General features: G+C 61.3%; 19 protein-coding genes. 9 read left to right on the top strand and 10 right to left on the bottom strand.

The window, feature by feature from the left end; all coding sequences use genetic code 11:
* Position 1: 1 nt before the first annotated feature.
* The 4 genes from arsC to AC0IYU_RS19875 are packed head-to-tail and all read left to right on the top strand — an operon-like array spanning position 2 to position 3,444.
* A complete protein-coding gene (gene arsC / locus AC0IYU_RS19890; RefSeq protein WP_454905055.1) occupies positions 2-433 on the top strand; it encodes an arsenate reductase (glutaredoxin) in 432 nt (143 codons plus the stop codon).
* The gene (arsH, locus tag AC0IYU_RS19885; protein ID WP_472120341.1) at positions 417-1,136 is read left to right on the top strand and encodes an arsenical resistance protein ArsH; all 720 of its coding nucleotides are present in this window, start codon (positions 417-419) and stop codon (positions 1,134-1,136) included. The genes arsC and arsH overlap by 17 nt, the downstream gene beginning before the upstream one ends.
* A 43-nt stretch (positions 1,137-1,179) precedes the next feature.
* A complete protein-coding gene (locus AC0IYU_RS19880; RefSeq protein ID WP_472120339.1) occupies positions 1,180-2,352 on the top strand; it encodes an MFS transporter in 1,173 nt (390 codons plus the stop codon).
* Positions 2,353-2,373: 21 nt separating this feature from the next.
* A complete protein-coding gene (locus AC0IYU_RS19875) occupies positions 2,374-3,444 on the top strand; it encodes an ArsO family NAD(P)H-dependent flavin-containing monooxygenase (RefSeq protein WP_472120337.1) in 1,071 nt (356 codons plus the stop codon).
* A 67-nt stretch (positions 3,445-3,511) separates the two neighbouring features.
* On the opposite strand, the gene AC0IYU_RS19870 is transcribed toward AC0IYU_RS19875, so the two are convergent.
* Genes AC0IYU_RS19870 through AC0IYU_RS19850 form a run of 5 tightly spaced genes read right to left on the bottom strand, consistent with a single transcriptional unit; the run spans position 3,512 to position 11,066 of the window.
* Positions 3,512-5,248 (bottom strand): UvrD-helicase domain-containing protein, encoded by a 1,737-nt coding sequence (locus tag AC0IYU_RS19870; RefSeq protein ID WP_472120335.1) that lies wholly within the window; start codon positions 5,246-5,248, stop codon positions 3,512-3,514.
* Entirely contained in the window at positions 5,241-7,382 is a 2,142-nt protein-coding gene (locus AC0IYU_RS19865; RefSeq protein ID WP_472120333.1) for an ATP-dependent nuclease, read from the bottom strand. Before AC0IYU_RS19865 ends, AC0IYU_RS19870 begins: the two co-directional genes overlap by 8 nt.
* A gap of 52 nt (positions 7,383-7,434) precedes the next feature.
* On the bottom strand, positions 7,435-8,784 hold the full coding sequence (locus AC0IYU_RS19860) for a sigma-54-dependent transcriptional regulator (protein WP_472120331.1): 1,350 nt from the start codon (positions 8,782-8,784) through the stop codon (positions 7,435-7,437).
* A complete protein-coding gene (locus AC0IYU_RS19855; protein ID WP_472120330.1) occupies positions 8,759-10,213 on the bottom strand; it encodes a sensor histidine kinase in 1,455 nt (484 codons plus the stop codon). The genes AC0IYU_RS19860 and AC0IYU_RS19855 overlap by 26 nt, the downstream gene beginning before the upstream one ends.
* Before the next feature lie 4 nt (positions 10,214-10,217).
* On the bottom strand, positions 10,218-11,066 hold the full coding sequence (locus tag AC0IYU_RS19850; RefSeq protein ID WP_472120328.1) for a substrate-binding domain-containing protein: 849 nt from the start codon (positions 11,064-11,066) through the stop codon (positions 10,218-10,220).
* Between the two features lie 167 nt (positions 11,067-11,233).
* On the opposite strand from AC0IYU_RS19850, the gene AC0IYU_RS19845 reads away from it, so the two are divergent.
* From AC0IYU_RS19845 to AC0IYU_RS19830, 4 genes are read left to right on the top strand one after another with little or no spacing between them, the layout of a single operon-like run.
* The gene (locus tag AC0IYU_RS19845; protein WP_472120327.1) at positions 11,234-11,761 is read left to right on the top strand and encodes an arsenate reductase (azurin) small subunit; all 528 of its coding nucleotides are present in this window, start codon (positions 11,234-11,236) and stop codon (positions 11,759-11,761) included.
* 12 nt (positions 11,762-11,773) lie between these two features.
* Entirely contained in the window at positions 11,774-14,257 is a 2,484-nt protein-coding gene (locus AC0IYU_RS19840) for an arsenate reductase (azurin) large subunit (protein ID WP_472120326.1), read from the top strand.
* On the top strand, positions 14,254-14,907 hold the full coding sequence (locus AC0IYU_RS19835) for a nitroreductase family protein (RefSeq protein WP_472120324.1): 654 nt from the start codon (positions 14,254-14,256) through the stop codon (positions 14,905-14,907). The genes AC0IYU_RS19840 and AC0IYU_RS19835 overlap by 4 nt, the downstream gene beginning before the upstream one ends.
* 30 nt (positions 14,908-14,937) lie before the next feature.
* Complete coding sequence (locus AC0IYU_RS19830; RefSeq protein ID WP_472120322.1) at positions 14,938-15,255, top strand: c-type cytochrome; 318 nt, start codon at positions 14,938-14,940, stop codon at positions 15,253-15,255.
* Between the two features lie 252 nt (positions 15,256-15,507).
* On the opposite strand, the gene phoU is transcribed toward AC0IYU_RS19830, so the two are convergent.
* The 5 genes from phoU to pstS (AC0IYU_RS19805) form a co-directional block, all read right to left on the bottom strand.
* A complete protein-coding gene (phoU, locus tag AC0IYU_RS19825; protein ID WP_472120320.1) occupies positions 15,508-16,233 on the bottom strand; it encodes a phosphate signaling complex protein PhoU in 726 nt (241 codons plus the stop codon).
* A gap of 22 nt (positions 16,234-16,255) precedes the next feature.
* Positions 16,256-17,071, bottom strand: a complete 816-nt coding sequence (gene pstB, locus AC0IYU_RS19820) for a phosphate ABC transporter ATP-binding protein PstB (RefSeq protein ID WP_472120318.1) — start codon at positions 17,069-17,071, stop codon at positions 16,256-16,258.
* Complete coding sequence (pstA, locus tag AC0IYU_RS19815; protein WP_472120316.1) at positions 17,064-17,906, bottom strand: phosphate ABC transporter permease PstA; 843 nt, start codon at positions 17,904-17,906, stop codon at positions 17,064-17,066. Before pstA ends, pstB begins: the two co-directional genes overlap by 8 nt.
* Positions 17,903-18,901, bottom strand: coding sequence for a phosphate ABC transporter permease subunit PstC (gene pstC, locus AC0IYU_RS19810; RefSeq protein WP_472120315.1), 999 nt, complete (start codon positions 18,899-18,901; stop codon positions 17,903-17,905). The genes pstA and pstC overlap by 4 nt, the downstream gene beginning before the upstream one ends.
* A 66-nt stretch (positions 18,902-18,967) precedes the next feature.
* Positions 18,968-19,996, bottom strand: a complete 1,029-nt coding sequence (gene pstS, locus AC0IYU_RS19805; RefSeq protein ID WP_472120314.1) for a phosphate ABC transporter substrate-binding protein PstS — start codon at positions 19,994-19,996, stop codon at positions 18,968-18,970.
* A 460-nt stretch (positions 19,997-20,456) separates the two neighbouring features.
* Here pstS (AC0IYU_RS19805) and pstS (AC0IYU_RS19800) point away from each other — a divergent pair, with 460 nt between their 5' ends.
* Entirely contained in the window at positions 20,457-21,539 is a 1,083-nt protein-coding gene (pstS, locus tag AC0IYU_RS19800) for a phosphate ABC transporter substrate-binding protein PstS (RefSeq protein WP_472120312.1), read from the top strand.
* The last annotated feature ends 248 nt before the right edge of the window (positions 21,540-21,787 follow it).

Genomic DNA, 21,787 nt, shown 5'->3' with positions numbered 1-21,787 from the left:
AATGAGCGACGTCACCATCTATCACAATCCCGACTGCGGCACGTCCAGGAACGTGCTCGCGTTGATCCGCAACACGGGCGAGGAGCCTACGGTCATCGAGTACCTGAAGACCCCGCCTCGTCGCGCCACGCTGAAGCAGCTGATCGCAGCCATGGGCGTGCCGGTGCGCGATGTGCTGCGCCGAAAGGGAACGCCTTACGACGAACTCGGCCTCGACGATCCGAAGTGGACCGACGAGCAACTGATCGACTTCACGGGGCAGTATCCGATCCTCATCAACCGGCCGATCGTGGTAACGCCGCTTGCCACACGCCTGTGTCGGCCTTCCGAAGCCGTTCTCGACATTCTGCCGCGGCCGCAACTGGGTGCGTTCACCAAGGAAGACGGCGAAGCCGTGATCGACGCGAAAGGCCAGCGTGTCCCAAAGCCTTGATCTCCCCAACATCGATCTGGAGGCCTTTCGCCGCCCCGATCTGCAAAGCCTCCTGCCGGCAACACGCGCTGCACACGCACCACGCATCCTGCTGCTCTATGGATCTGTGCGCGAGCGTTCCTACAGCCGGCTACTGACCGAAGAGGCCGCCCGCCTGCTTCGCGCCATGGGTGCGGAGACCCGCATCTACGATCCGCGCGGCCTTCCGTTGCCTGACGACGCGCCCGAAGATCACCCGAAGGTGCAAGAGTTGCGCGATCTGGCGCAGTGGGCAGAAGGCATGGTGTGGACATCGCCCGAACGGCACGGCGCGATGACCGGAATCATGAAAGCACAGATCGACTGGATCCCACTGGCCGTTGGCTCAGTTCGCCCGACGCAGGGCAAAACCCTCGCGGTGATGGAAGTGTCGGGCGGCTCGCAGTCGTTCAACGCGGTGAACCAACTGCGCGTGCTCGGCCGTTGGATGCGCATGATCACGATCCCCAACCAGTCGTCGGTGGCCAAGGCCTTCCTCGAATTTGATGACGACGGGCGCATGAAGCCCTCGCCATATTACGAGCGCGTGGTCGACGTAATGGAGGAGTTGGTGAAGTTCACGCTTCTCACGCGCGACTGCGCGGACCACCTGGTCGATCGCTACAGCGAGCGGCGCGAAAGCGCCGAGGCGCTGTCGAAGCGGGTCAACCTGCGCAGCATCTGAGCGAGGCGATTCCAACGTGCAGAGCAGGACCACGACGACAGTGATGCTGGGCGTCGCTCAGACCCTGGCCTGGGCATCGTCGTACTACCTCCCTGCGGTGCTGGCCGGCGTCATGGGCAAGGACATCAGCATCTCCACATCCACGGTCTTCGGTGCTTTCTCGGTGGCGCTGCTCGTTGCCGCCGGCATTGGGCCCATCGCCGGCCGGCTCATCGACCGCCTGGGCGGACGCCCGGTGCTCATCGCCAGCAACCTGGTGTTTGCCGCAGGGCTGGCCGCGCTGAGCCAGGCCACTCATGCCAGCCATGTGTTCGGTGCTTGGGCGCTGATGGGCCTGGCCATGGGCAGCGGCCTCTACGAAGCGGCCTTTGCCACTGTGGTGCGGCTGCACGGCCAAGAGGCGCGAAGGGCAATCACTGGTATCACACTGTTCGCAGGTTTTGCGAGCACCGTGGGTTGGCCGTTGTCGGCCTATCTGGAAAGCACCGTGGGTTGGCGCGGGGCGTGTCTTACGTGGGCGGCATTGCATCTGGTGATCGGTCTCCCCCTCAATGTGCTGCTGCCACGAGCTTCCCGTATCAATCAGGCGTCGAAGGGGGCCACTGTCGCCGAGAAGGACGTTGGCGCTGGACTTGCGCCAGCGCAGCAGCGCCGCGCCGCCGTTCTGATGGCGTACGTCTTCGCCGTGACTTGGTTCATCAGCACGGCGATGGCCGCACACCTACCGGAACTGCTGCTGGCCAGCGGTGCCACGCTGGCCGCAGCGGTTGGCATCGCCGCCTTGGTCGGCCCGGCCCAGGTGGTGGGGCGGGTGATCGAGTTCACCTTTCTCAAGCGCGCGCATCCGCTGTTGTCGGCCCGGCTGGCCACGCTGGCTCATCCGTTGGGCGCGCTCTGCCTTGGCCTGTTCGGTACTTCGGCCGCCGCTGCCTTCGCGGTGCTGCACGGCTTGGGCAACGGCATCCTGACCATCGCCATCGGTACGCTTCCGCTGCTGATCTTCGGCGCCAAGGGTTACGGGCAGCGTCAGGGATTCCTCATGGTGCCGGCGCGCGTCGTGCAAGCCGGCGCGCCGTTTCTGTTCGGCATGGCGGTGGAACGGTGGGGAGACGGTGCGCTATGGTTCTCCGCCATGCTTGGCCTGTCCGCGTGCATTGCGCTGGTGGTCATGACGGCCGACATGAAGAAGGCACTACTTGTTGCTGCAGCGCATTGAAATCGGAACTCTGACCGTCGTATGACCCACGACGTGATCATCATCGGGGGTGGCCAGGCGGCGCTCTCGGTCGCGTACTTCCTGCGGCGGACGCAGCGCTCGTTCCTGATGCTCGACGCCGAGGAAGCCGGCGGTGGTGCCTGGCAACACGGCTGGGACTCGCTGAGGCTGTTCTCACCAGCCGCGTGGAGTTCCATCGCGGGCTGGCCGATGCCGAATGCGGGCACGACGTACCCCGGCCGCGACCATGTGGTGAGCTACCTGCGCGACTACGAGAAGCGATATGCGCTCCAGTTCGAGCGGCCCGTTCTGGTGTCGTCGGTCACCCGCGTCGAGCAGGGATTCGAGGTGCGGGCCGGCGATCGGACCTGGACGTCGCGAACGGTCGTGAGCGCGACGGGCACTTGGCGCAAGCCATTCATGCCCGACTATCCAGGCATGGCGGATTTCTCCGGCCGCCAGCTTCATTCGGCCCACTATCAGAGTCGGGACGAGTTCAGCGGGCAGAGGGTCATGGTCGTGGGTGGAGGAAACTCCGGCGCCCAGATCCTGGCTGAGATTTCCCTCTCGGCTGCTGAGACCGTGTGGGTCACGCAGGAGGAGCCCATGTTCCTGCCAGACGACGTGGATGGCCGGGTCCTGTTCGAGCGCGCGACGGCGCGATGGCGGGCTCTCCAGGAAGGGCGGAGCGTTGAAGTCCTTCCTGGCGGATTCGGCGACATCGTCATGGTGCCGCCGGTGATGGATGCACGTGCCCGAGGGGTGTTGTCCTCGGTCAGGCCCTTCGAACGCATGACGTCCAAAGGTGCGGTCTGGAGCGACGGCACCTCCCGCAACGTCGATGCGGTGATCTGGTGCACCGGCTTCCGAGCGGCCCTGGATCATCTGATGCCGCTCGGCATTGTCGAGGATGGAAAGATCGCGGTGGAGGACACCCGGTCTCGCGACGAGTCGGGTCTGTGGCTGGTCGGCTATGGTGAATGGACGGGCCCGGCATCGGCAACGCTCATCGGGGTAATGCGTACGGCCAGAAGCACAGCAAGCGAGGTTGATTCGTTCTTGCAAACTGCAGATTCTGCAGCTCCCCAATGACCTCCTCCTGCCTACAGGCTCAGGCGCAATGCTCGCCGTGCCCTTCGAGCACGGCGGCGATCGGTTTTCAAAGCGTGAGTGAATGGACAGCATGCGCTCCAAAGAGCTTGTCCAACGTCGACAAGGCATCGTCCGGGAGCGTCTGTGTTAGCAGTACGGCCAGTCGCTTCTTCGGCCTAGACAAGCCGACGTAGAAAAGATTTCTCGCCCTAAAGAAGCCATTTCTATTTTTGGCGGTAAGCGCACTCGTCTGCATCAGTTCAAGCATTTGCGGCCAGTTGTAGTGATTCCAACCGCCGCCGAGAACGACGAGCACATTCTCAAATTCTGCCCCTTTGACACTATGCTGCGTGGCGAATGGAGTTGAACCTTCAATGAATTTCGTAAGCTTCGCGATCTCCTGATACGGGACTGCTCTCAAGCCGCGGTGCCTCCGAAGGTAGGAAGGCTCTTCCTGGCCGTCCTCCAGAACAAGCGCAGCAAGTTCCGCCTCTCTGCGCGAAACCGGATCGGGGAGCGACGGTCGTCGCGTTGCCTTGAGATGGTCCAACACATCTCCGACGGTTCCGGTATCCCGAAGATTTTTTAATACCGCCATGTTCTGCTGCCATGTCGCTTTGTCAGCGTGGCTCTTGATCTGTTGGGGTCGGCCAAGAATCCGAAACATGTCACCGTATCGCCCATTTTCGTAAGCGAGGCACATCGGCTCGAGCACATCGGCAAAGAACTCGATGGTCTTGTCTTCCTTCTTGGCGAAAGCCTCTTTGCGTTCCCTGAAGACTTCAACAATGGTCGGATACCCTTGCTCTTCGGCGAGAGCGTTGTGGGTCAGCATGAGTATCTTGGTCGCGTCGGGTGAAAAATTCCATCCGTCCTGTTCCAGACGGGCCCTAAGCGCAGCCAGGTGATCTCGCGCAGATGCTGGGAGCAGATCGTGCTTGGAGTTTCGATCGTTGGTCCGCTCGCCCGCATAAGCGTTCGTGTGGAATGCCCTCGCTTCACCAGGCGCGTGTGGATCTTTGACCGCTTGAGCGAGTTCAGGCCTCAGCCTGTTCAGAACATCGACCACGGCTGGCACGGATCGGAAGTTTGCCCCCTTGTCGATACCCTCGATGTTCGGATACGCGGTCAGCTCGAAGTCGTCCCTGTAGATTGTTTGCCAATGATCACCAAACAGACCGACAAGCGGGCCCGTTCCGTCTTCGAGGAAGTGCTTGGCGATGGCGGAAGCGAAATGCTCATCGGTATCTTGGTACTCGTCGATGAACAGGACGGGATACGCACTTGCAAGCTGCTGCCTGAACTTGGGAAAATCCATCAGCTTTGCCATGAGCTCGGGCACATCGTCGTGATAGAGCGTCACCTTGTCTTCGTCGATTCCGAAAAAACCTAGGCTGTACTCAACCCGGCGATTGCCAAGCCCTCCTGCGTCCGCGACCTTGGCGGCGTTGCGTTCGATCTGCGGTATCAGTGCCCTGAGCTGAACCTGGAAGCGAGACATAACGCTCCAGCAGAACGCATGGATCGTGTCGACTGCAATGGCGGGATGTTGGTCAATCTCCTTGAGGATCTCGTCTCGCGCGACCTTCGTATATGTGATGCATGCGACCTTTTTCCCTTTCTGGATATAGGCGGTACCGCGCTCCGCGATCAGCCGCTTCAGGCTGGTCACAAGTGAGTAGGTTTTTCCCGCGCCCGCCCCGGCTTCAAGGCGGAAGTTCTGCCCTGCATCAATGCAGGCGTTTACCTTAAGCTGCGCAGCGGCTGCGGCGGCTTCAGCAGGATTGAGTGCTACATCAGGCATTGGGATCGACCATTTCAGCTTCCAGCGGCGGCAGCGGTGCGGGTTCTGGTGGCTCAGACAGCCAGATCAGACCCTCTCGAATGTAGAGAGGCACATTCCACTCGGCCACCTCGATTGCGAAACGCAAGGCTGTCTCGGTTTTGGGCATGTCTTGTGCCAACAGCCAAGCCGTATCGCCCCAATGTGTACCAGCTGCAAGTTGAAAGTGATCTGGGTTGGCGAGGATGAGCGCATCCTCGTAGCTTCTGGCACAGAACGCAGAGCCTGCTTCATGGATTTGATAGGCGATCCTCCGACTACCTTTTGTTTTTTCGGCAGGCGATTTTTCCTTAAGTTGCTCGACTGAAATCTGCTCTCCTTCAGCCACGTCGAACCAATTTTTGATTGTCATGTTGTTGGTTCGAACTCCTTTAGAGTACGGACACTTCACCCACCGTGCTGGCTTGTTGTCATTCAGCTTGACCACGTCTAGATCAGTAATGATGAGAGTTCTCAGCTCCAGGAAGTCGAGCAAGGGCTCAAAAATACTGGCATGCGCGCCGCTGACCTCCAATACGGTGATGTACTGTTTCGCGAGCTTTGATGCGGCAGGTAGATCCTTGTCCACGATCTGACAGATCCGGGGTATCAGCAGGCGTTCCGTCGTCCCTTCGATCACGATCGTCTTGTCCGCGAAATAGAGGTCGCATTTCGTCAGCGTCATGTACTGATGAAGAAACTTCCGATCGGCTGGCTGTATGGTGTCCAGGCCCTTCCTGAAATCTTTGACTTGAGTGTGTCGCGTGAGGCCGTCATCGGCCGGTTTGGTCAAGAAGTATCTGATCGAGTCGAAGCTTGCAGCGTTTGCCAGGTGCGGCGAATGAGTCGAGACCACGAACTGAACCTGCCAGGGCGGCCCGCCGGGGTAGCCCTCCGAGAAGGTTGCAATAGCATCGGTCAACTGCTTGATGAAGACTTCCTGCATTTGCGGGTGGAGATGTGCTTCGGGCTCTTCGATGAAGACCAAGTGGATCCCAGGGAGCGTGGGGCGTGCCCGATATGCCTTGTGAAAGGTCATCAGTTGAAGAAGGATGTAGATCAGGTTCCGAGTGCCGAGACCGTTGTATCCTTCGGGCAGGTGTACACCGTGTGTGCCTGTATAGAAGACCTTGGTGTGCTCGGACAGCAGGCTGCCAACATCCAGGGCAGTCTCGGTCCTCAAGTGCGGATCGCTGAGGCCCGGATAGCCAAATTTGTCGAAAGTCGGCAGGAGACCCTTGAGCTTCTCATTGAACCCGCTCTGGATCTGCTTTTCCACAGTTTCGACCGCAAGCTTTAGATCGGCTGCGATGGTTCGATCGCCAGGAGCTGCAGTAGCGGTCGATGCGGTTTGAAACAACGTTTCTAGAAGCTTTCCCAACACATAGGGATCGCCTTTTTTGGCTTGGTCCAGCGCACGCTGCGCACCTACGAAACCATACTGAAAAAGCGCCGCAACGTGCTTGAGCTCTAGTGCGCGTTCATTCGCTGCATCCGTAGGATCGATGGCGACAGGATGCAATGAGTACGCTTTGGGCACCGTTTCTCGAAGACTGCGGAAGAAATGTGCCACTCCATCCTCGTCGCCGACCAGCACGGGAATATCGAACAGGACCGCTAGCGTCGCCAAGCTCGCCCGGTAGTCGACTCGGAGCATTGCCTTAGTGCAATTGACGTCAAGATCAATAACAAAATCCGAGAGCGGCCCAAAATCTGTGGCGCCTGCTTCATAGCTGAGCGTCAAGGTGACCGATATGACCGGAAGCGCCGCTAAGACCGCTTTAGCCTCCGCGCCATCCTCGCGGAGCTTCTTGGCGGCGAGAAACATTGGCCTTGTGCTGGCCGAAAAATCTTCAAGTTTGAATTGACCGACCTTGTCACCAATCAAGCGGTCGAACACCTCAGTAAGGGACGTCTTCCCGCTGTTGTTTCGGCCCACGATCACTGTAGAGACGGCTTCGAACGAGATCTCCACCTTCTCGAGCAGGCGAAAGTTCGTGATCTCGGCTTTCTCGATACGCATAGTGCCTCCAGTATTTTTCGTTGCGCTTCCCGTCATGCCAGCATTCGACCACTTGCCTTGCCCCTTCCAAGGTTTCAAGTCGACGACGATCATAGGTTCTAAAACCGAGCAATTCGGCGCGGCCGTTTCCGTGGATCTCGGGAGATCAGTGCTCGCCCTCGGTATGGCTGAGTTCGACCTCGACTGTCCTCATCTTGAGGCGCTTCATTTTTTCCCAAAGCGTCTTGCGGCTGATGCCGAGCAGTTCGGCAGTCTTGGAAACGCTGCCCCCGGTTCGCTCAAGCGCGCGCTGAATGTGGAGCCGCTCGGTTTCCTCGATCATCGCCTGCAGAGGCACGAACTCGTCGCTCGATTCACCCGACAGTTCGTTTGTGATCAAGCGTCGATCTTCCAACGGAAGATCGACGATGCCTTGGTCGCTCAGCACGACCGCCTGCTCAAGGTAAGAGCGCAGTTGCCTTGCGTTTCCCTTCCACGTGCGCCCGAGCACGTCACGCATGAATGGCTCCGAAACCGCTATAGGCCTGCCATGCTCCTCTGTCAACTGCGACAGCATTCGCTCGGCAAGCCAACGGATGTCCTCCGGTCTCTCGCGCAGCGGCGGTAGCCACAGGTTGATTACGGCCAGCCGGTAGAAGAGATCTTCGCGAAACGACCCTGCCAGCATGTCGGCGTAGAGATCCCGATTGGTCGCGGCGATCACACGGAAGTCGCTGCGCGTCGTGCGCTCAGACCCCAGTCGAAAAAAGCACCGCTCTTGCAGCGCACGCAGGAGCTTCGCCTGCATCTGGTGCGGTAGGTCACCGACCTCGTCGAGGAACAACGTGCCACCGTGGGCTCTCTCGAGATAGCCCTTGTGGGCCCGTTGTGCACCTGTGAAGGCGCCTTTCTCATAGCCGAAGAACTCGGCCTCCATCATGTTTTCGGGAACGGCAGCGCAGTTGACGGCGATGAACTCGCCCTGGGCACCGCGCGGGTCGAGACTATGGACAAACTGCGCCGCTACTTCCTTGCCGACCCCGGATTCGCCTGTCAGCAGGACGGATGATCGCTGACCCGCCACCTTGCGGATCATCTCTTCGATCTTGCGCATGGCGCTCGAAACGCCGAGCACTGCCTCGTCATTCGACGCCCGGCTTGACGACGTTGCGGAGTGGATGAGCGTAACCAAGCGCTCGATCTCGAAGGGTTTGGTCAGGTACTCACGCGCTCCCGAGCGAATCGCCGCGACGGCATCGTTGACGCTGCCGTAACCCGTCAGGAAAAACCATGGCACGGAACGAATCTGTGACGACAGACCCGCGAACCATTCGGTGGCCAATCCATCCGGCAGGCGCACGTCACTGATGACCGCGGCCCATGGATCTTCCATGCGTCCGGCGGCTTCGGCCAGCCGGCGGCACCAGACCACCTGGAAGCCCTCCAGTTCGAAGCGCTGCTGCAGGGACTCGCCCATGATCGGATCGTCTTCAACGAGTAGGAGTGACTTGCTCATTTGCTTCCAGGTTGGGGATCCAAAAACACAATTCAGTCGCCGCGGTGGGGGAGTGCAGCAGGCCAAAGTCACCGCTGAAGCGGTTCGCGATTTCACGGCAGATCCAGAGGCCGAAGCCGCGCGGGTCATTGCCGCCTTCCGACGCCAATCGGGCTTCGAGCGCATCGGCCGTCAATTGCGAGCCGCTGTTGCTGACGGTGACTTTCACGGCTTGGGCATCGGCGTGCACTGCGGCATGCGCCAAGCCGCCACTGCCGGCGGCCTTGATGGCGTTCAGCAGCAGGTTGAGCAGCACCTGTCTCACCACGGCCGAGGGAACGCGAAAGGCGGATGCGATCTCCATCTCGAGCGTCAGGTGGACGCCCAGTCGGACCGCTTCAGGCTGGACCAGCGTGATGACATCGTTCACGTCTCCCGGTTGCAATGCCCGGTCCTCGACGCGGGCCTGCGGCAGCAGCGCGGCCGTCATCGTCTGGATCTGCTTCAGGCCACGATCAATGAGATCGATGCTTCGCAGGCGCGCGTCCTCAGACGCGCCATGAATGCGCAACGTCTGGGCTGCCGTGAGCAAGCCAGCCAGCGGATTGTTGATCTCGTGCGCGACTGCCGCAGTGATGCGACCTACAGCGGCGAGACGTTCCGCTGACAACGCGCGCTGCTCCGCCGCTTGCCTGACTTCGAGTTCCGAGAGCAGGCGTCGCACAGCGTTGCCGATTCGATTGAGCTCCGGGTCCTTGGCTTCGGGCACCTCAGTCTGCAGTTGCGCGGCGCTCGTGTTGCCGATCCGGGCAATGCAATCGGCGATGCGGGCGATCGGGCGACCCATGCGCTCTCCGAGCCACCAGCCGGCTGGCACGAGCAGCGCGGCTGCGAGCATGGCGCCGATGAGTGCTGGTTGGGCAACCGCAACCCAATCGGGCGCAAACACTGGTGCGTCGACCTCCACGTAGACGAATCCGAGCACCTCGCCGTCTTCACTCTGGATAGGCTCGATCAGCGTCAGATCTCCGGCCTGGTCCGGCAACTCCACGTGACCTCGAATGTCTTGGGCGGGGGGCGTGACCCTGGCTCCAGTCTGAAGGCCAAGGGCCTGTTCACCGGTGGCAAGCCGTGAGGGATCGGAACCTGCCAAGAAGCGGCCCTTTGCATCCAGGATCGCACCCCGTGTCTGTCCATGCTCGGCACCCGGAAGCAAGGCCGCCGTATCGCGCAGTAGCGTGAAAGCGCGCCAGGTGTCCTCGGATGCCAGCAACGGCCGCGCCTGCGCACTCAGCAGGACCATGGACTGCCTGACCGTCGACAGAATTTCCTGCCGCACCGAACGCGCTGAGATCTGGGCTGCAACGGCCGATACCAGCAGCGCCGACACCACAACAGCCAGCACCAGCCCGAAGGGGATCTGGAAGCGGTAAGGCAAGCGGCCGAGCATGGCGTCAGCTCACGCGTTCTTGTTCGGCCGCCAGCTTCTCGATCGAAGCGAAGATGCTGTTCGGCTCCTGCGCGAAACCATCGAGGTTGAGCGCTTGCAGCAGGGCCCGGCCTTCCGCATCCTGGCTCATGGACAGCAATGAAGAGCGTAGCTGCTGCGTCAACTCGCCGAGCGCTCCCTTGCGCACCACCAACGGCGGAAAGCCATACGGTTCGGACCGCCAGACGACCTCGGTTCGCTCGGCCGCGATCATCTTCTGGCGCCGCATCGTCTCCCACACATAGCCGTCGATGCACCCGGCATCGGCCAATCGGGCGGCCACGGCTTCCGCAACGTTGCGGTGGCCGTGGGCGAAGAAGCCGCGACGCAAATCACGGGGGAGAAGACCCACGCTGCGCAGTTGCGCCTGAGGGACCAACCACCCCGAGTTGGACAGAGGGTCCGAGTACGCGAGCACACGGCCCTTCAAATCGGACCAGCCCTCGATGCCATTGCTCTTGCCTGCGGGCCGGATGAGGTAGGAGCGGTAGAGAGGCTTGTCCTCGTAGATTGGCACGGCCAGCAGTTCGAGGCGCGCCTGCTGAAGCACGTAGGGATAGCCGCAGATCCAAGCAGCGTCGAGCTGGCCGCCGAACAGCAGGTCCAGGATCTCCTGGTAGGACTCGCGTGCGGAGAAGGTCACGGACACCCCGGTCCGGCTGGACAGGTAGCTGCCCCAGCGCGAAAGAAACGCGACCTGGTCAGCGAGGATCACCGCAGTCAAGCCGATGCGGATACGCGGCCGCTCGGCGGTGTTGGCGGCGCTCCAGCCGGCCAACGCCGGCAGCGCCTGAAGCAGCGTTCTTCGTTGCATGTCTGGGATCGTGGGTGTTACGAGTTCGTAACTTACTCGCCGAAAAGACGTTACGTGATCCGGACATTCCCGATGCGACCTCGTTCTAAGTCGTTGAAAACATTGAAAAGCTCCGTTGGCACCTGTCTTGCGGACAGAGAACGCTTGCCCCAAACAACGGAGACACGATGGAAAACCCGAAAGTCAGTCGACGGATCTTCATGCTGACCAGCGGCGGCGGCGCGGCCGCGCTGGCGTCCTCGACCTTGACGGCTGCGCATGGCGCGCAGCCCGCAGCACAGCCCGCGCCGGGCGCCACGACCCTCAACTATCCGCGCCGCGCGGTCGGCAAGGCCAGCGCGATGCCGGTCAACCAGGCCGTCAGCTTCAGCTACCCGGACTCCAGCTCGCCTTGCTACGCCATCCGCATGGGTTCGCCGGTGCCGGGCGGCGTCGGCCCCAACCAGGACATCGTGGCGTACAGCGGCATGTGCACGCACATGGGCTGCCCGGTCGCGTACGACGCCGGCACCCGGACGTTCAAGTGCGGTTGCCACTTTTCGGTGTTCGACCCCGAGAACAGCGGCCAGATGGTCTGCGGGCAGGCGACGGAGGATCTGCCGCAAGTGCTGCTGGAGTACGACGAGCGCAGCGACAGCCTGCAGGCCGTCGCCATTAACGGGCTGCTGTACGGCCGCCAGTCCAACGTGCTGTAAGGGAGCAAGGCCATGACCACCAACATTCGGGACCGCATCGCGCTGCCCACCAAGGATGCCCAGAAGACCAACATGACGTGCCACTTCTGCATCGTCGGTTGCGGGTATCACGTCTACAAGTGGGATGCGAACCGCGAAGGCGGCCGCGCCCCCGGCGACAACGCGCTGGGAATGGACTTCCGCAAACAGTTGCCACCGATGGCGATCACGATGACGCCAGCCATGACGAACACGATCACCGATCGCTCGGGCAAGCGCTGGAACATCATGGTGGTGCCGGACAAGGAGTGCGTGGTCAACAGCGGCCTGTCTTCCACGCGCGGCGGGAAGATGGGTTCGTACATGTATTCGGCCGACGGCATCGGCAAGGAGCGCCTGAAGACACCGCGCATCTTCCGGGGCAGCGAGTGGCTCGATACGAACTGGAGCGAAGCGCTGGCCATCTACGCCGGCGTGACCAAGAAGATCCTCGACACCGACGGTCCCTCCGGTGTGATGTTCGACTGCTTCGACCACGGAGGTGCTGGCGGTGGTTTCGAGAACACCTGGGGCACCGGCAAGCTGATGTTCTCGGCGTTGAAGACGCCCATGGTGCGCATCCACAACCGCCCGGCCTACAACTCCGAATGCCACGCCACGCGCGAGATGGGCATTGGCGAACTCAACAACAGCTACGAAGATGCCGAGGTTGCGGATTGCATCCTGGCCACGGGTTGCAACCCCTACGAAACCCAGACGAACTACTTCCTGAATCACTGGGTGCCCAATCTCTCGGGTGGAACCACCGACAAGAAGAAAAAGTGGTTCCCGGGAGAGACCACGGCCGCCGCCAAGCTCATCGTGGTGGATCCGCGCCGCTCTTCCACGATCGCCATCGCGGAACAGGTTGCAGGCAAAGAGAACGTGCTGCACCTGGACCTGCAGCCAGGCACAGACACGGCGCTGTTCAACACGCTGTTCACCTACGTCGTTGACCAGGGTTGGCACGACAAGACCTTCATCGCCCAGCACACGTCGGGCTTCGACGACGCGGTGAAGACCAACCGCATGTCCCTCGAAGACGGCGCCAAGATCACCGGCTTGTCCGTCGACAAGATCAAGCAGGCGGCCGAATGGGCCTACAAGCCAAAGGCGTCGGGGCATCGCCCGCGCACCATGCATCCCTACGAGAAAGGGATCATCTGGGGCAACGACAACTACGTCATCCAGAGCGCGCTGGTGAGCCTCGTCATCTCCACGCAGAACGTGGGGCGCCGCGGCACCGGAGTGGTCCGCATGGGTGGTCACCAGGAGGGCTACACACGTCCGCCGTACCCCGGCGACAAGAAGATCTACATCGACCAGGAGGCCATCCAGGGTCGCGGCCTGATGTACACAATCTGGGGCACCAACCCGTTCCAGACGACCAACAACGCGGAGCAACACCGCGCGATCCTGACCCGCCGGGCCAACATCGTGCGCGAGGCGATGGTCAAGGCGCGCGGTGCCGATGTGGCCGCCATGGTCGACGTCATCTACGACGCCTGCAAGAACAAGGGCGGGTTGTTCGTCGTCGGCATCAACCTGTACCCCACCAAGCTGGCCGAGGCGGCCCAGTTGCTGCTGCCGGCCGCCCATCCGGGCGAGATGAACCTGACATCAATGAACGGAGAGCGTCGGCTGCGCCTGTCCGAACGCTTCATGGACCCGCCCGGTTCCGCCCGGCCGGACTGTCTGATCGCCGCCGACATCGCCAACACGCTGAAGACGCTCTACACGCAGGCCGGCAACACGAAGATGGCCGCGCAGTTCGAAGGCTTCGATTGGAAGACAGAGGAAGATGCCTTTAACGACGGCTTCAGGCAGGCCGGCAGGCCTGGCGTGGGCCCCATCGACAGCCAGGGCGGTGACACGGGTTACCTGGCCACCTACGAATTGCTTCGGAAAGCGGGCAATAACGGCGTGCAGCTTCCGATCAAGGAGGTCAAGGACGGCAAGCTGATCGGCACGGAAATGATCTACGCCGATGGCAAGTTCGACACCAAGGACGGCAAGGCTGCCTTCAAACCGGCTCCGTGGAACGGCCTTCCCAAACCGGTGGCGGCCCAGAAGGAGAAGCACAAGTTCTGGATCAACAATGGCCGAGCCAACGAAGTCTGGCAGACCGCGTACCACGACCAGTACAACGAGCAGGTCAAGGGGCGCTATCCGATGGCGTACCTGGAGATGAATCCTGACGACGCCAAGGCGTCGGGTGTCGGCGCCGGCGACGTGGTCGAGGTCTTCAACGACTACGGCAGCACCTACGCGATGGTCTATCCGACGAAGTCCATCAAGCAAGGGCAGACGTTCATGCTCTTCGGGTACTTCAACGGGACGGCCGGCCACGTCACCAGCGACTGGACCGACCGCAATGTGATCCCGTACTACAAGGGGGCATGGGCCAGCATCCGCCGCGTCGGGACCTTGGCCGATTACAAGGCGACGGTCTCGTTCAAGGACCGGCATTTCGCATGACAACCCCGCATGGCCAGCGCGTCAAGGCAGGCGACGCCCCTCCGCCCACGATGCTGCCCTGGCACGCCAGCGACGTCGGCGCCGAGTTGGCGTCGGTCCTTGCTGCACGGCACAACGTCTCTGCAAGGCGCCTGGTCGAACCAGGGCCAGATCCCGCGGCCTTGGAGCGGCTGATGGAAGCGGCCGTTACCGCTCCGGACCATGGGCTCCTGACGCCGTGGCACTTTGTTCTGATTCCGGCGTCGCAACGGTCGCTGCTTGGAAAGGCATTCGTCAGCGCGTTGCTCGAACGCGATCCTGGCGCAACGCAAGCGCAACTTGCCACGGCGGCAGAGAAGGCAGAACGCGCACCGTGCCTGCTGCTTGCCGTCGCCCATGTCGACATCTGCACGAGCGGCATTCCAACGCACGAGCGTCTCATCTCACTGGGTTGTGCCATCCAGAACGTCTTGCTCAGTGCGACGGCGTTGGGGTACGAGAGCGGTCTGGCCAGTGGCCGTTCACTCGATGCCCCCGCAGTGCGATCCCTCTTCGGCCTGGAACCGCATGAGCAGGCGATTTGCTTCATCGCGATCGGCACTGAAAGCCAGGCCAAACCCCCACGCCAGCGTCCAGGAGCAGGCTCTGTGCTGCGCGTCCTCGGCGCATGACATCACCTCACTTCACAACAGGAGATTCCTTTGTTTCGCTCAGCCATTTCTTTCGCATCTGCCGCCGCGGCGTTGATTCTTGTCTCTCCATTGGCACAGGCGAGTGACGCACTCGCAGCCAAGAACAGTTGCACGGCGTGCCATGCCAAGGACCACAAAGTCGTAGGCCCAGCTTTCAAGGACATCGCTGCGAAATACGCAGGCGACAAGGACGCTACCGACAAGCTCATTGCCAAGGTCAAAAAAGGTGGCTCCGGCGTTTGGGGTTCAGTCCCCATGCCACCGAATTCCCAAGTGTCGGATGCTGACGTGAAAGCACTCGTGACGTGGATTCTCAAGATGAAGTAGCCTCCGGAATCGACTCCATGAATCCGGAGGTGTCGAAATATGCTTGATAGGCTCTTCGCTCTTTCGCTCTACTTCGGATGCATTTGTGCGGGAGTGCTCGTCATGTGGCTGGTCAGCCGCCGCAGCGGCCGGGAATGGCTGCTGTGGGTGAGCTTTCTGGCCGTCACCGGCGTCCTGATGGGGGTGCTGTCGTACTCCGGCGTGGAGTTCCCTGGCTGACAGGGCCCGCGGTACTACGGCGGCAAGGCCCGATCAGCTTCCCTCTGCGGGTTCTGCGCTCTTGACCGAACTGCTCTGATCGAGCCGGCGGCGTTCCGCTTCAGGGCGGTGGCCCGTCACTGTGACGTATGCGGCTTCGGCGATATGGGTTGCGTGATCGCCGATGCGCTCGATGTTCTTTGCACAGAACAGCAGATGCACGAAGCCGATCACTTGCGACGGGTCGGCGCCCATGCGCGAGACCAGATCGCGAAACACCACCGTGTGCAGCTCGTCGATTGCCTCATCCTGCTCGCGCACCACCATCGCCTGTTCGGCATCCCGCGCCAGAAACGTCTGCAGTGCGTTGCTCAGCTGCTGCGAAGCGAGTTCGGAAAGCCGCTCCAGACTTTGCACCAGATCTTCGGGAAACTGGGTGCCGGTGATCGCGATGGCGCGCTTGGCGATGTTCTTCGCAAGATCGCCAATGCGCTCCAGGTCTTCGACGATCCTGAAGTCCGCAAGCACCTCGTCCAGGTCGCCGGCGAGCGGCTGCCGCTTGGCAATCACCATGGCCGCTGAAGCCGACAGGTCGCGACGAAGCGCATCGACCTGTCGGTCCTGCTCGATCACGCGCTCGGCCAGCACCCGGTCGCCGTGCAACAGAGCCTGAACTGCATCGGTGAACTGACTGCCCGCGAAGTCGCCCATTGCCCCGATGCTGCTGGTCAGAGTGTTGAGCTCGAGATCGAATGCTTTGACAATGTGAGGAGTGTTCATGTTGACTCTGAAGGTGAGTGCATCAACCGAAGCGGCCGGTGACATAGTCCTCGGTCTGCTTCTTTGCTGGCTTGAAGAACAGTTCGTCGGTGGCGCCGTACTCGACCATCTCCCCGAGGAACATGAAGCCGGTGAAGTCCGAAACCCGCGCGGCCTGCTGCATGTTGTGCGTCACGATGAGCAACGTATACCGCGTCTTGAGTTCATCGATCAGCTGCTCGATCTTGGCGGTCGACAAGGGGTCGAGTGCCGACGTCGGTTCGTCGAGCAACAGCACTTCCGGCTTCAAGGCGACAGCGCGAGCGATGCAAAGCCGTTGCTGCTGACCACCGGACAGGCCGAGGGCACTTTGCTTGAGCTTGTCCTTCACCTCATCCCAGATCGCGCCTGCGCGCAGCGCTTCTTCCACTCGCTGATCCATGTCCACACGCGACAGGCTCTCGTAGTGGCGGATGGCGTAGGCAACGTTGTCGTAGATCGACATCGGAAAAGGCACGGGCTTCTGGAAGACCATGCCGACTTTCGTGCGAAGCCGGTTGATCGAATAGTCCTTCGACAGGATGTTCTTCCCGTCGAGCAGCACCTCGCCCTCGGCACGTTGCTTGGGGTAGACCGCATAGATACGGTTGAAGATTCTGAGCAGCGTGGACTTGCCGCAGCCCGAAGGCCCGATCAGCGCGGTGACGCGCTTTTCACGAAGCGTCAGATTGACGTCTTTGACGGCATGCGAGTCGCCGTAGAAGAAATTCAGATTGCGCGTCTCGATCTTCGCTGGCGAGGTCGGCTGCTGGAAGGTCGGTCGATGCGCGCTCACGCGCGTCGCGGTGGTTTCAATCATGGTTTTTCCTGGAAAGCAGAAGGCCGCGTGATACCAGTCCCAGCACGAGGACCAGGATCGTCACCACGAAGGCGCCGGCCCAGGCGAGCGAATGCCAGAACTCGTAGGGGCTGAGTGCGTATTGGAAGATCACGACCGGCACGTTGGCCATAGGCTGCGTCAAGTCGTTCGTCCAGTACTGGTTGTTCAGCGCCGTGAAGAGCAGCGGTGCGGTCTCCCCGGAGATGCGCGCGATTGCGAGCAGCACGCCCGTGATGATCCCGGACAAGGCCGCCCGGTACAGCACCTGGCGAATGACCTTCCACTGCGGGATGCCCAGTGCCAGCGCTGCCTCTCGCATCGTCGATGGAACCAACTGCAGCATCTCATCGGTGGTTCTCACCACCACAGGCAAGACGATGAACGAGAGTGCCACGGCACCGGCCAGCGCAGAGAAATGCCCCATCTGCCGAACCATCAACTCGTAGACAAAGAGCCCGATCACGATCGATGGCGCCGACAGCAGAATGTCGTTGACGAAGCGGATGGTCGCGCCCAGTTTGGTGTGACGGGCGTATTCGGCGAGGTAGGTGCCGGCTGCAATGCCGATCGGAGTTGCGATCAGAACGGCGAGGCCGCTCATGATGATGCTGCCGGCAAAGGCGTTGAGCAGGCCGCCATCCTGACCCGGCGGCGGCGTCATCTGGGTGAACAGCTCCCACTTCAGCGCAGGCAGACCGTTGCTCACAGTGGTCCAGAGGATCCATGCGAGCCAGAAAAGACCGAAGAGCGTCGCGCCAACGGCGAGCGCCTTGGCGACGTAGTCCATGAGTTGCCGTCGGGCCCAGCTGCTCATGACGATGTCCCTCCGCGCCGGGCGAGCTGGCTGAGCATCAGGCGCGCGATCGCCAGCACGATGAATGTGACGATGAAGAGCAGGAAGCCCAGTGCAATCAGCGACGACAGGTAGACGGACGAATCCGCCTCGGTGAACTCGTTGGCGATGGTGGCGGCGATTGAATTGCCCGGTTCGAGAAGAGAGGCGGACAACAGGTGGGCATTGCCCAGCACGAAAGTCACCGCCATCGTCTCGCCCAATGCGCGCCCCAAGCCTAGGAAGATCCCACCGACGACCGCAGAGCGCGTGTACGGCAGGACGATGTCCCAGACCACTTCCCACGTCGTGTTGCCGACGGCGTATGCCGATTCCTTCAGCTGTGCTGGGACGGTCATGAACACCTCCCGCATCACTGACGAGACGAACGGGATGACCATGATGCTTAGCACGATGCCGGCGGTGAGCATGCCCAGGCCGATCGGAGGCCCCTGGAACAGCGGTCCGATGAGGGGCAGCGGCCCGACGTGTTCGTCCAGCCACGGGCTGACATGGTTGGCCATGAAGGGAACGAACACAAAGAGCCCCCACATGCCGTAGATGATCGAGGGGATGCCAGCAAGCAGTTCGACCGCTGCGGCCACAGGCTGACGGATGCGGGTGGGCGCGATCTCGGTGAGGAAAAGCGCGATGCCGAAGCTCACCGGCACCGCGATCAGCATCGCGATGGCTGCCGTCACCAGCGTGCCGTAGATGGGCACCAGGGCGCCGAACTTCTTCTGCACGGCGTCCCAGTCGGAGCTCCAGATGAAGGACCATCCGAAGGTGGCGAAGGCTTCTTTGCCGCCCCACAGCATCGACAACGCCGCGCCGAGGAGCGCGACCAGAACGAACATCGCGCAGCCGAACACGCCATAGCGGAAGAGACGATCATTGCGTGCGTCACGCTGTTCATCGCGCGCGGTTCGCACTCTAGGCACGGTGGTGCTCACAGGCAAAGTCTGGGTTTGAGACATACAAGAACTCCGGAGGGGGAGATCAGGCGGTGGCTGCAATGCCACCTCTGACCTCTCGGACTGTCGTTACTTGATGTTCTTGGCCCAGTACGCCTCGATCTGTTTGACCAGCGTGGCTGGCAGCGAGACGTAGTCCAGCGATTTCGCGTCGGCCTGGCCGTCCTGCAGTGCCCACTTGAAGAATTCGAGCGCCTCCTTCGACTGCGCTGCGTCCTTCGGCTGCTTGTACATCATCACGAAAACCGACGCGGTGATGGGCCAGGAGTCCTTGCCGGCGGCGTCGGTGATGACTTCGAAGAAGTCAGGTGCCGACCAGTCCGCGCCAGCCGCTGCGGCCTGGAAGGTTTCGAGGGTGGGGTCGACGAATACGCCAGCCTTGTTCTTCACCTCGGTGTACTTCATCTTGTTCTGCATCGCGTAGGCCAGCTCGACGTAGCCGATCGAACCCTTGATCTGGTTCACATACGCTGCCACGCCTTCGTTGCCCTTGCCACCGACGCCGGCCGGCCAGTTCACCGATGTGCCTTCACCGACTTTGGTCTTCCACTCGTCGCTGACCTTCGAGAGATAGTTCACCCAGTTGAAGGTCGTACCCGAGCCGTCGGAGCGGTGCACCACCGTGATCTTCTGGTCGGGCAGCTTCATCTTGGGATTCAGGGCTGCAATCGCGGGGTCGTTCCACTTGGTCACCTTGCCGAGAAAGATGTCGGCCAGCAGAGGTCCCGTGAAGCGCATGTCGCCAGGTTTCGCATCTTCGATGTTCACAACGGGCACAACACCGCCGATCACCACCGGGAACTGAGCGAGGCCTGCGGCCGCGAGTTCCTCGGGGGGCAGCGGTTTGTCCGAAGCGCCAAAGGTCACGGTCCCGGCTTTGATCTGGGCGATGCCACCGCCGGACCCGATCGACTGGTAGTTGATCTTGGTGCCCTTCTTGGCGTTGTAGCTCGCCGACCATTTGGACAGTATCGGATACACGAACGTGGATCCGGCACCGGTAATTTCGGCGGCGTGCGAAGCAACCGAGGCGAACGCAATGATGATGCCGGCAGCGGCAGCGCGGATCGGAGAACGGAAAAGCGTGGGAGTGGTCATGGTCGAGAGGCTCCTGATGGAAAGGCAACGGTGACTGGCCGTTCGGTTCGCAGGGATTCCCCGTTGCGCGCCAAAACGTTGGTGAAGTGACGCTCCGTGCGAAGCACCACTTAGATCCACATAACTAGATTCCTATGTGTCTAGATTTGTAGAACTGTTGACCGCATTCTGTTGAGCGTTTATGACAGCGAAGTGACAACCCAAGAGGTTTGCAGCGACGTTGAGAAAATCATCCTTCGCGCCCCAGATAGGCCGCTGCCTCGCCTGAAAGCGATCCCACGGGATCAGCGCCGAGTTCGGTGTTCTGACGAATCGCGCCGTCGGCGCGAGGCGGGTGAATGTCGGGTGAGAAGGCTCGCGCCTGCCCTCAAAGCACCGCGCGTTGTCACAGATACGTCATGGTCGACGGACAAACTTGGGTTCTACATACCCAGCAATATAGAAATAAGGAGAGGCAGCCATGCCTGACTTTCAACAACCGCGGCAGACCGCCATCGGATCGAGAGCACTGTGCAGCAGCGGCAAGAAGGGGCGGATCGCGTCCGGCCTGGTGCGCGCCGCGGCTGGCGTGCTGGCCTTCGCGGCGGTGACCGCGCACGCTGCAGACGTCATGGGGGCGGGATCCACGTTCGTTTTCCCGATCCTCTCCAAGTGGGCGGCCACGTACCACGATCAAACTGGCGCAAGGGTGAACTACCAGTCGATCGGGTCAGGCGGTGGCATCGCTCAGATCAAGGCCGGCATGGTCACCTTCGGCGCGTCGGACAAGCCACTCCCGCCGGATGAGCTGAGCAAGAGCGGCCTGGCCCAGTTCCCGCTGGTTGTAGGCGGTGTGGTGCCGGTGGTCAACGTCGACGTCTCAACACCGACGCCCTTGAAGTTCACGGGCGCAGTCCTTGCCGACATCTACCTCGGCAAGGTGACCAAGTGGAACGACCCTGCGATTGCCGCGCTCAATCCAGGGGTGGTGCTGCCGGATCAGAAGATCACAGTGGTCCATCGCTCGGACAGTTCGGGCACCACTTTCAACTGGGTGAACTACCTATCGAAGGCCAGTGACGAATGGAAGACCAAAGTCGGCAGTGACACCGTTGTCCAGTGGCCCGCCGGGATGGCCGGCAAGGGCAACGAGGGCGTGGCCACCTATGTCAACGCCACGAAAGGCGCCATCGGGTATGTAGAGCTGTCGTACGCCGTGAAGCACAAGATGAAGTATGCGCAGGTCAAGAACAAGGCCGGCATGTTCGTGGATCCGAGCGCGGCATCGTTCCAAGCTGCTGCGGCAAGCGCCGAATGGAAGGCTGAGGATTTCTACGAGGTCATCACCGACGCTCCGGGCAAAGACTCGTGGCCCATCGCAGCGACCACCTTCGTGCTGATGTACAAAGACCCGAAGAATGCGCCTGCCAGCAAGGAGGCCTTGAGCTTCTTCAAGTGGGCCCTTGAAAGCGGCCAGGCCGACGCACAGAAGTTTGACTATGTTCCGCTGCCGACCCCACTGGTTCAGCAGATCGAGGCTTACTGGGTGAAGCAAATCAAGTAATCGTCAAGGGGAAAAGCGCCGCTGCAACGCAGACGACCAGGCTGGCGCGCGCCGATGGCGATTCCTTCGAATAGCTCTGAGATGATCGCAACAAAAGTCGCGCTTGGCTACGTCAAAAGCTCAACCTCCGCGCCCAGTTCATTCGCAACGCGATGGGCTTTCGCGACGTAGCTCGGTCGAGAAGCTCGTTAGTGGGCGGTGCTCGAGGTCCCCGTATTTCTCTTCCCAAGAGGCCGCTCGCGTTCTAG

The organism is Variovorax sp. AC103 (assembly GCF_979254005.1).
The sequence above is the reverse complement of the archived record's forward strand: the minus strand, read 5'-3'. Positions and strand labels throughout refer to the sequence as shown.

Bases quoted from the DNA above. Each gene is read 5' to 3' on its own strand.
- arsC (WP_454905055.1), top strand. From the start codon at position 2: ATGAGCGACGTCACCATCTATCACAATCCCGACTGCGGCACGTCCAGG.
- AC0IYU_RS19880 (WP_472120339.1), top strand. From the start codon at position 1,180: ATGCTGGGCGTCGCTCAGACCCTGGCCTGGGCATCGTCGTACTACCTC.
- AC0IYU_RS19875 (WP_472120337.1), top strand. From the start codon at position 2,374: ATGACCCACGACGTGATCATCATCGGGGGTGGCCAGGCGGCGCTCTCG.
- AC0IYU_RS19870 (WP_472120335.1), bottom strand. From the start codon at position 5,248: ATGCCTGATGTAGCACTCAATCCTGCTGAAGCCGCCGCAGCCGCTGCG.
- AC0IYU_RS19865 (WP_472120333.1), bottom strand. From the start codon at position 7,382: ATGATCGTCGTCGACTTGAAACCTTGGAAGGGGCAAGGCAAGTGGTCG.
- AC0IYU_RS19860 (WP_472120331.1), bottom strand. From the start codon at position 8,784: ATGAGCAAGTCACTCCTACTCGTTGAAGACGATCCGATCATGGGCGAG.
- AC0IYU_RS19855 (WP_472120330.1), bottom strand. From the start codon at position 10,213: ATGCTCGGCCGCTTGCCTTACCGCTTCCAGATCCCCTTCGGGCTGGTG.
- AC0IYU_RS19850 (WP_472120328.1), bottom strand. From the start codon at position 11,066: ATGCAACGAAGAACGCTGCTTCAGGCGCTGCCGGCGTTGGCCGGCTGG.
- AC0IYU_RS19845 (WP_472120327.1), top strand. From the start codon at position 11,234: ATGGAAAACCCGAAAGTCAGTCGACGGATCTTCATGCTGACCAGCGGC.
- AC0IYU_RS19840 (WP_472120326.1), top strand. From the start codon at position 11,774: ATGACCACCAACATTCGGGACCGCATCGCGCTGCCCACCAAGGATGCC.
- AC0IYU_RS19835 (WP_472120324.1), top strand. From the start codon at position 14,254: ATGACAACCCCGCATGGCCAGCGCGTCAAGGCAGGCGACGCCCCTCCG.
- phoU (WP_472120320.1), bottom strand. From the start codon at position 16,233: ATGAACACTCCTCACATTGTCAAAGCATTCGATCTCGAGCTCAACACT.
- pstB (WP_472120318.1), bottom strand. From the start codon at position 17,071: ATGATTGAAACCACCGCGACGCGCGTGAGCGCGCATCGACCGACCTTC.
- pstA (WP_472120316.1), bottom strand. From the start codon at position 17,906: ATGAGCAGCTGGGCCCGACGGCAACTCATGGACTACGTCGCCAAGGCG.
- pstC (WP_472120315.1), bottom strand. From the start codon at position 18,901: ATGTCTCAAACCCAGACTTTGCCTGTGAGCACCACCGTGCCTAGAGTG.
- pstS (WP_472120314.1), bottom strand. From the start codon at position 19,996: ATGACCACTCCCACGCTTTTCCGTTCTCCGATCCGCGCTGCCGCTGCC.
- pstS (WP_472120312.1), top strand. From the start codon at position 20,457: ATGCCTGACTTTCAACAACCGCGGCAGACCGCCATCGGATCGAGAGCA.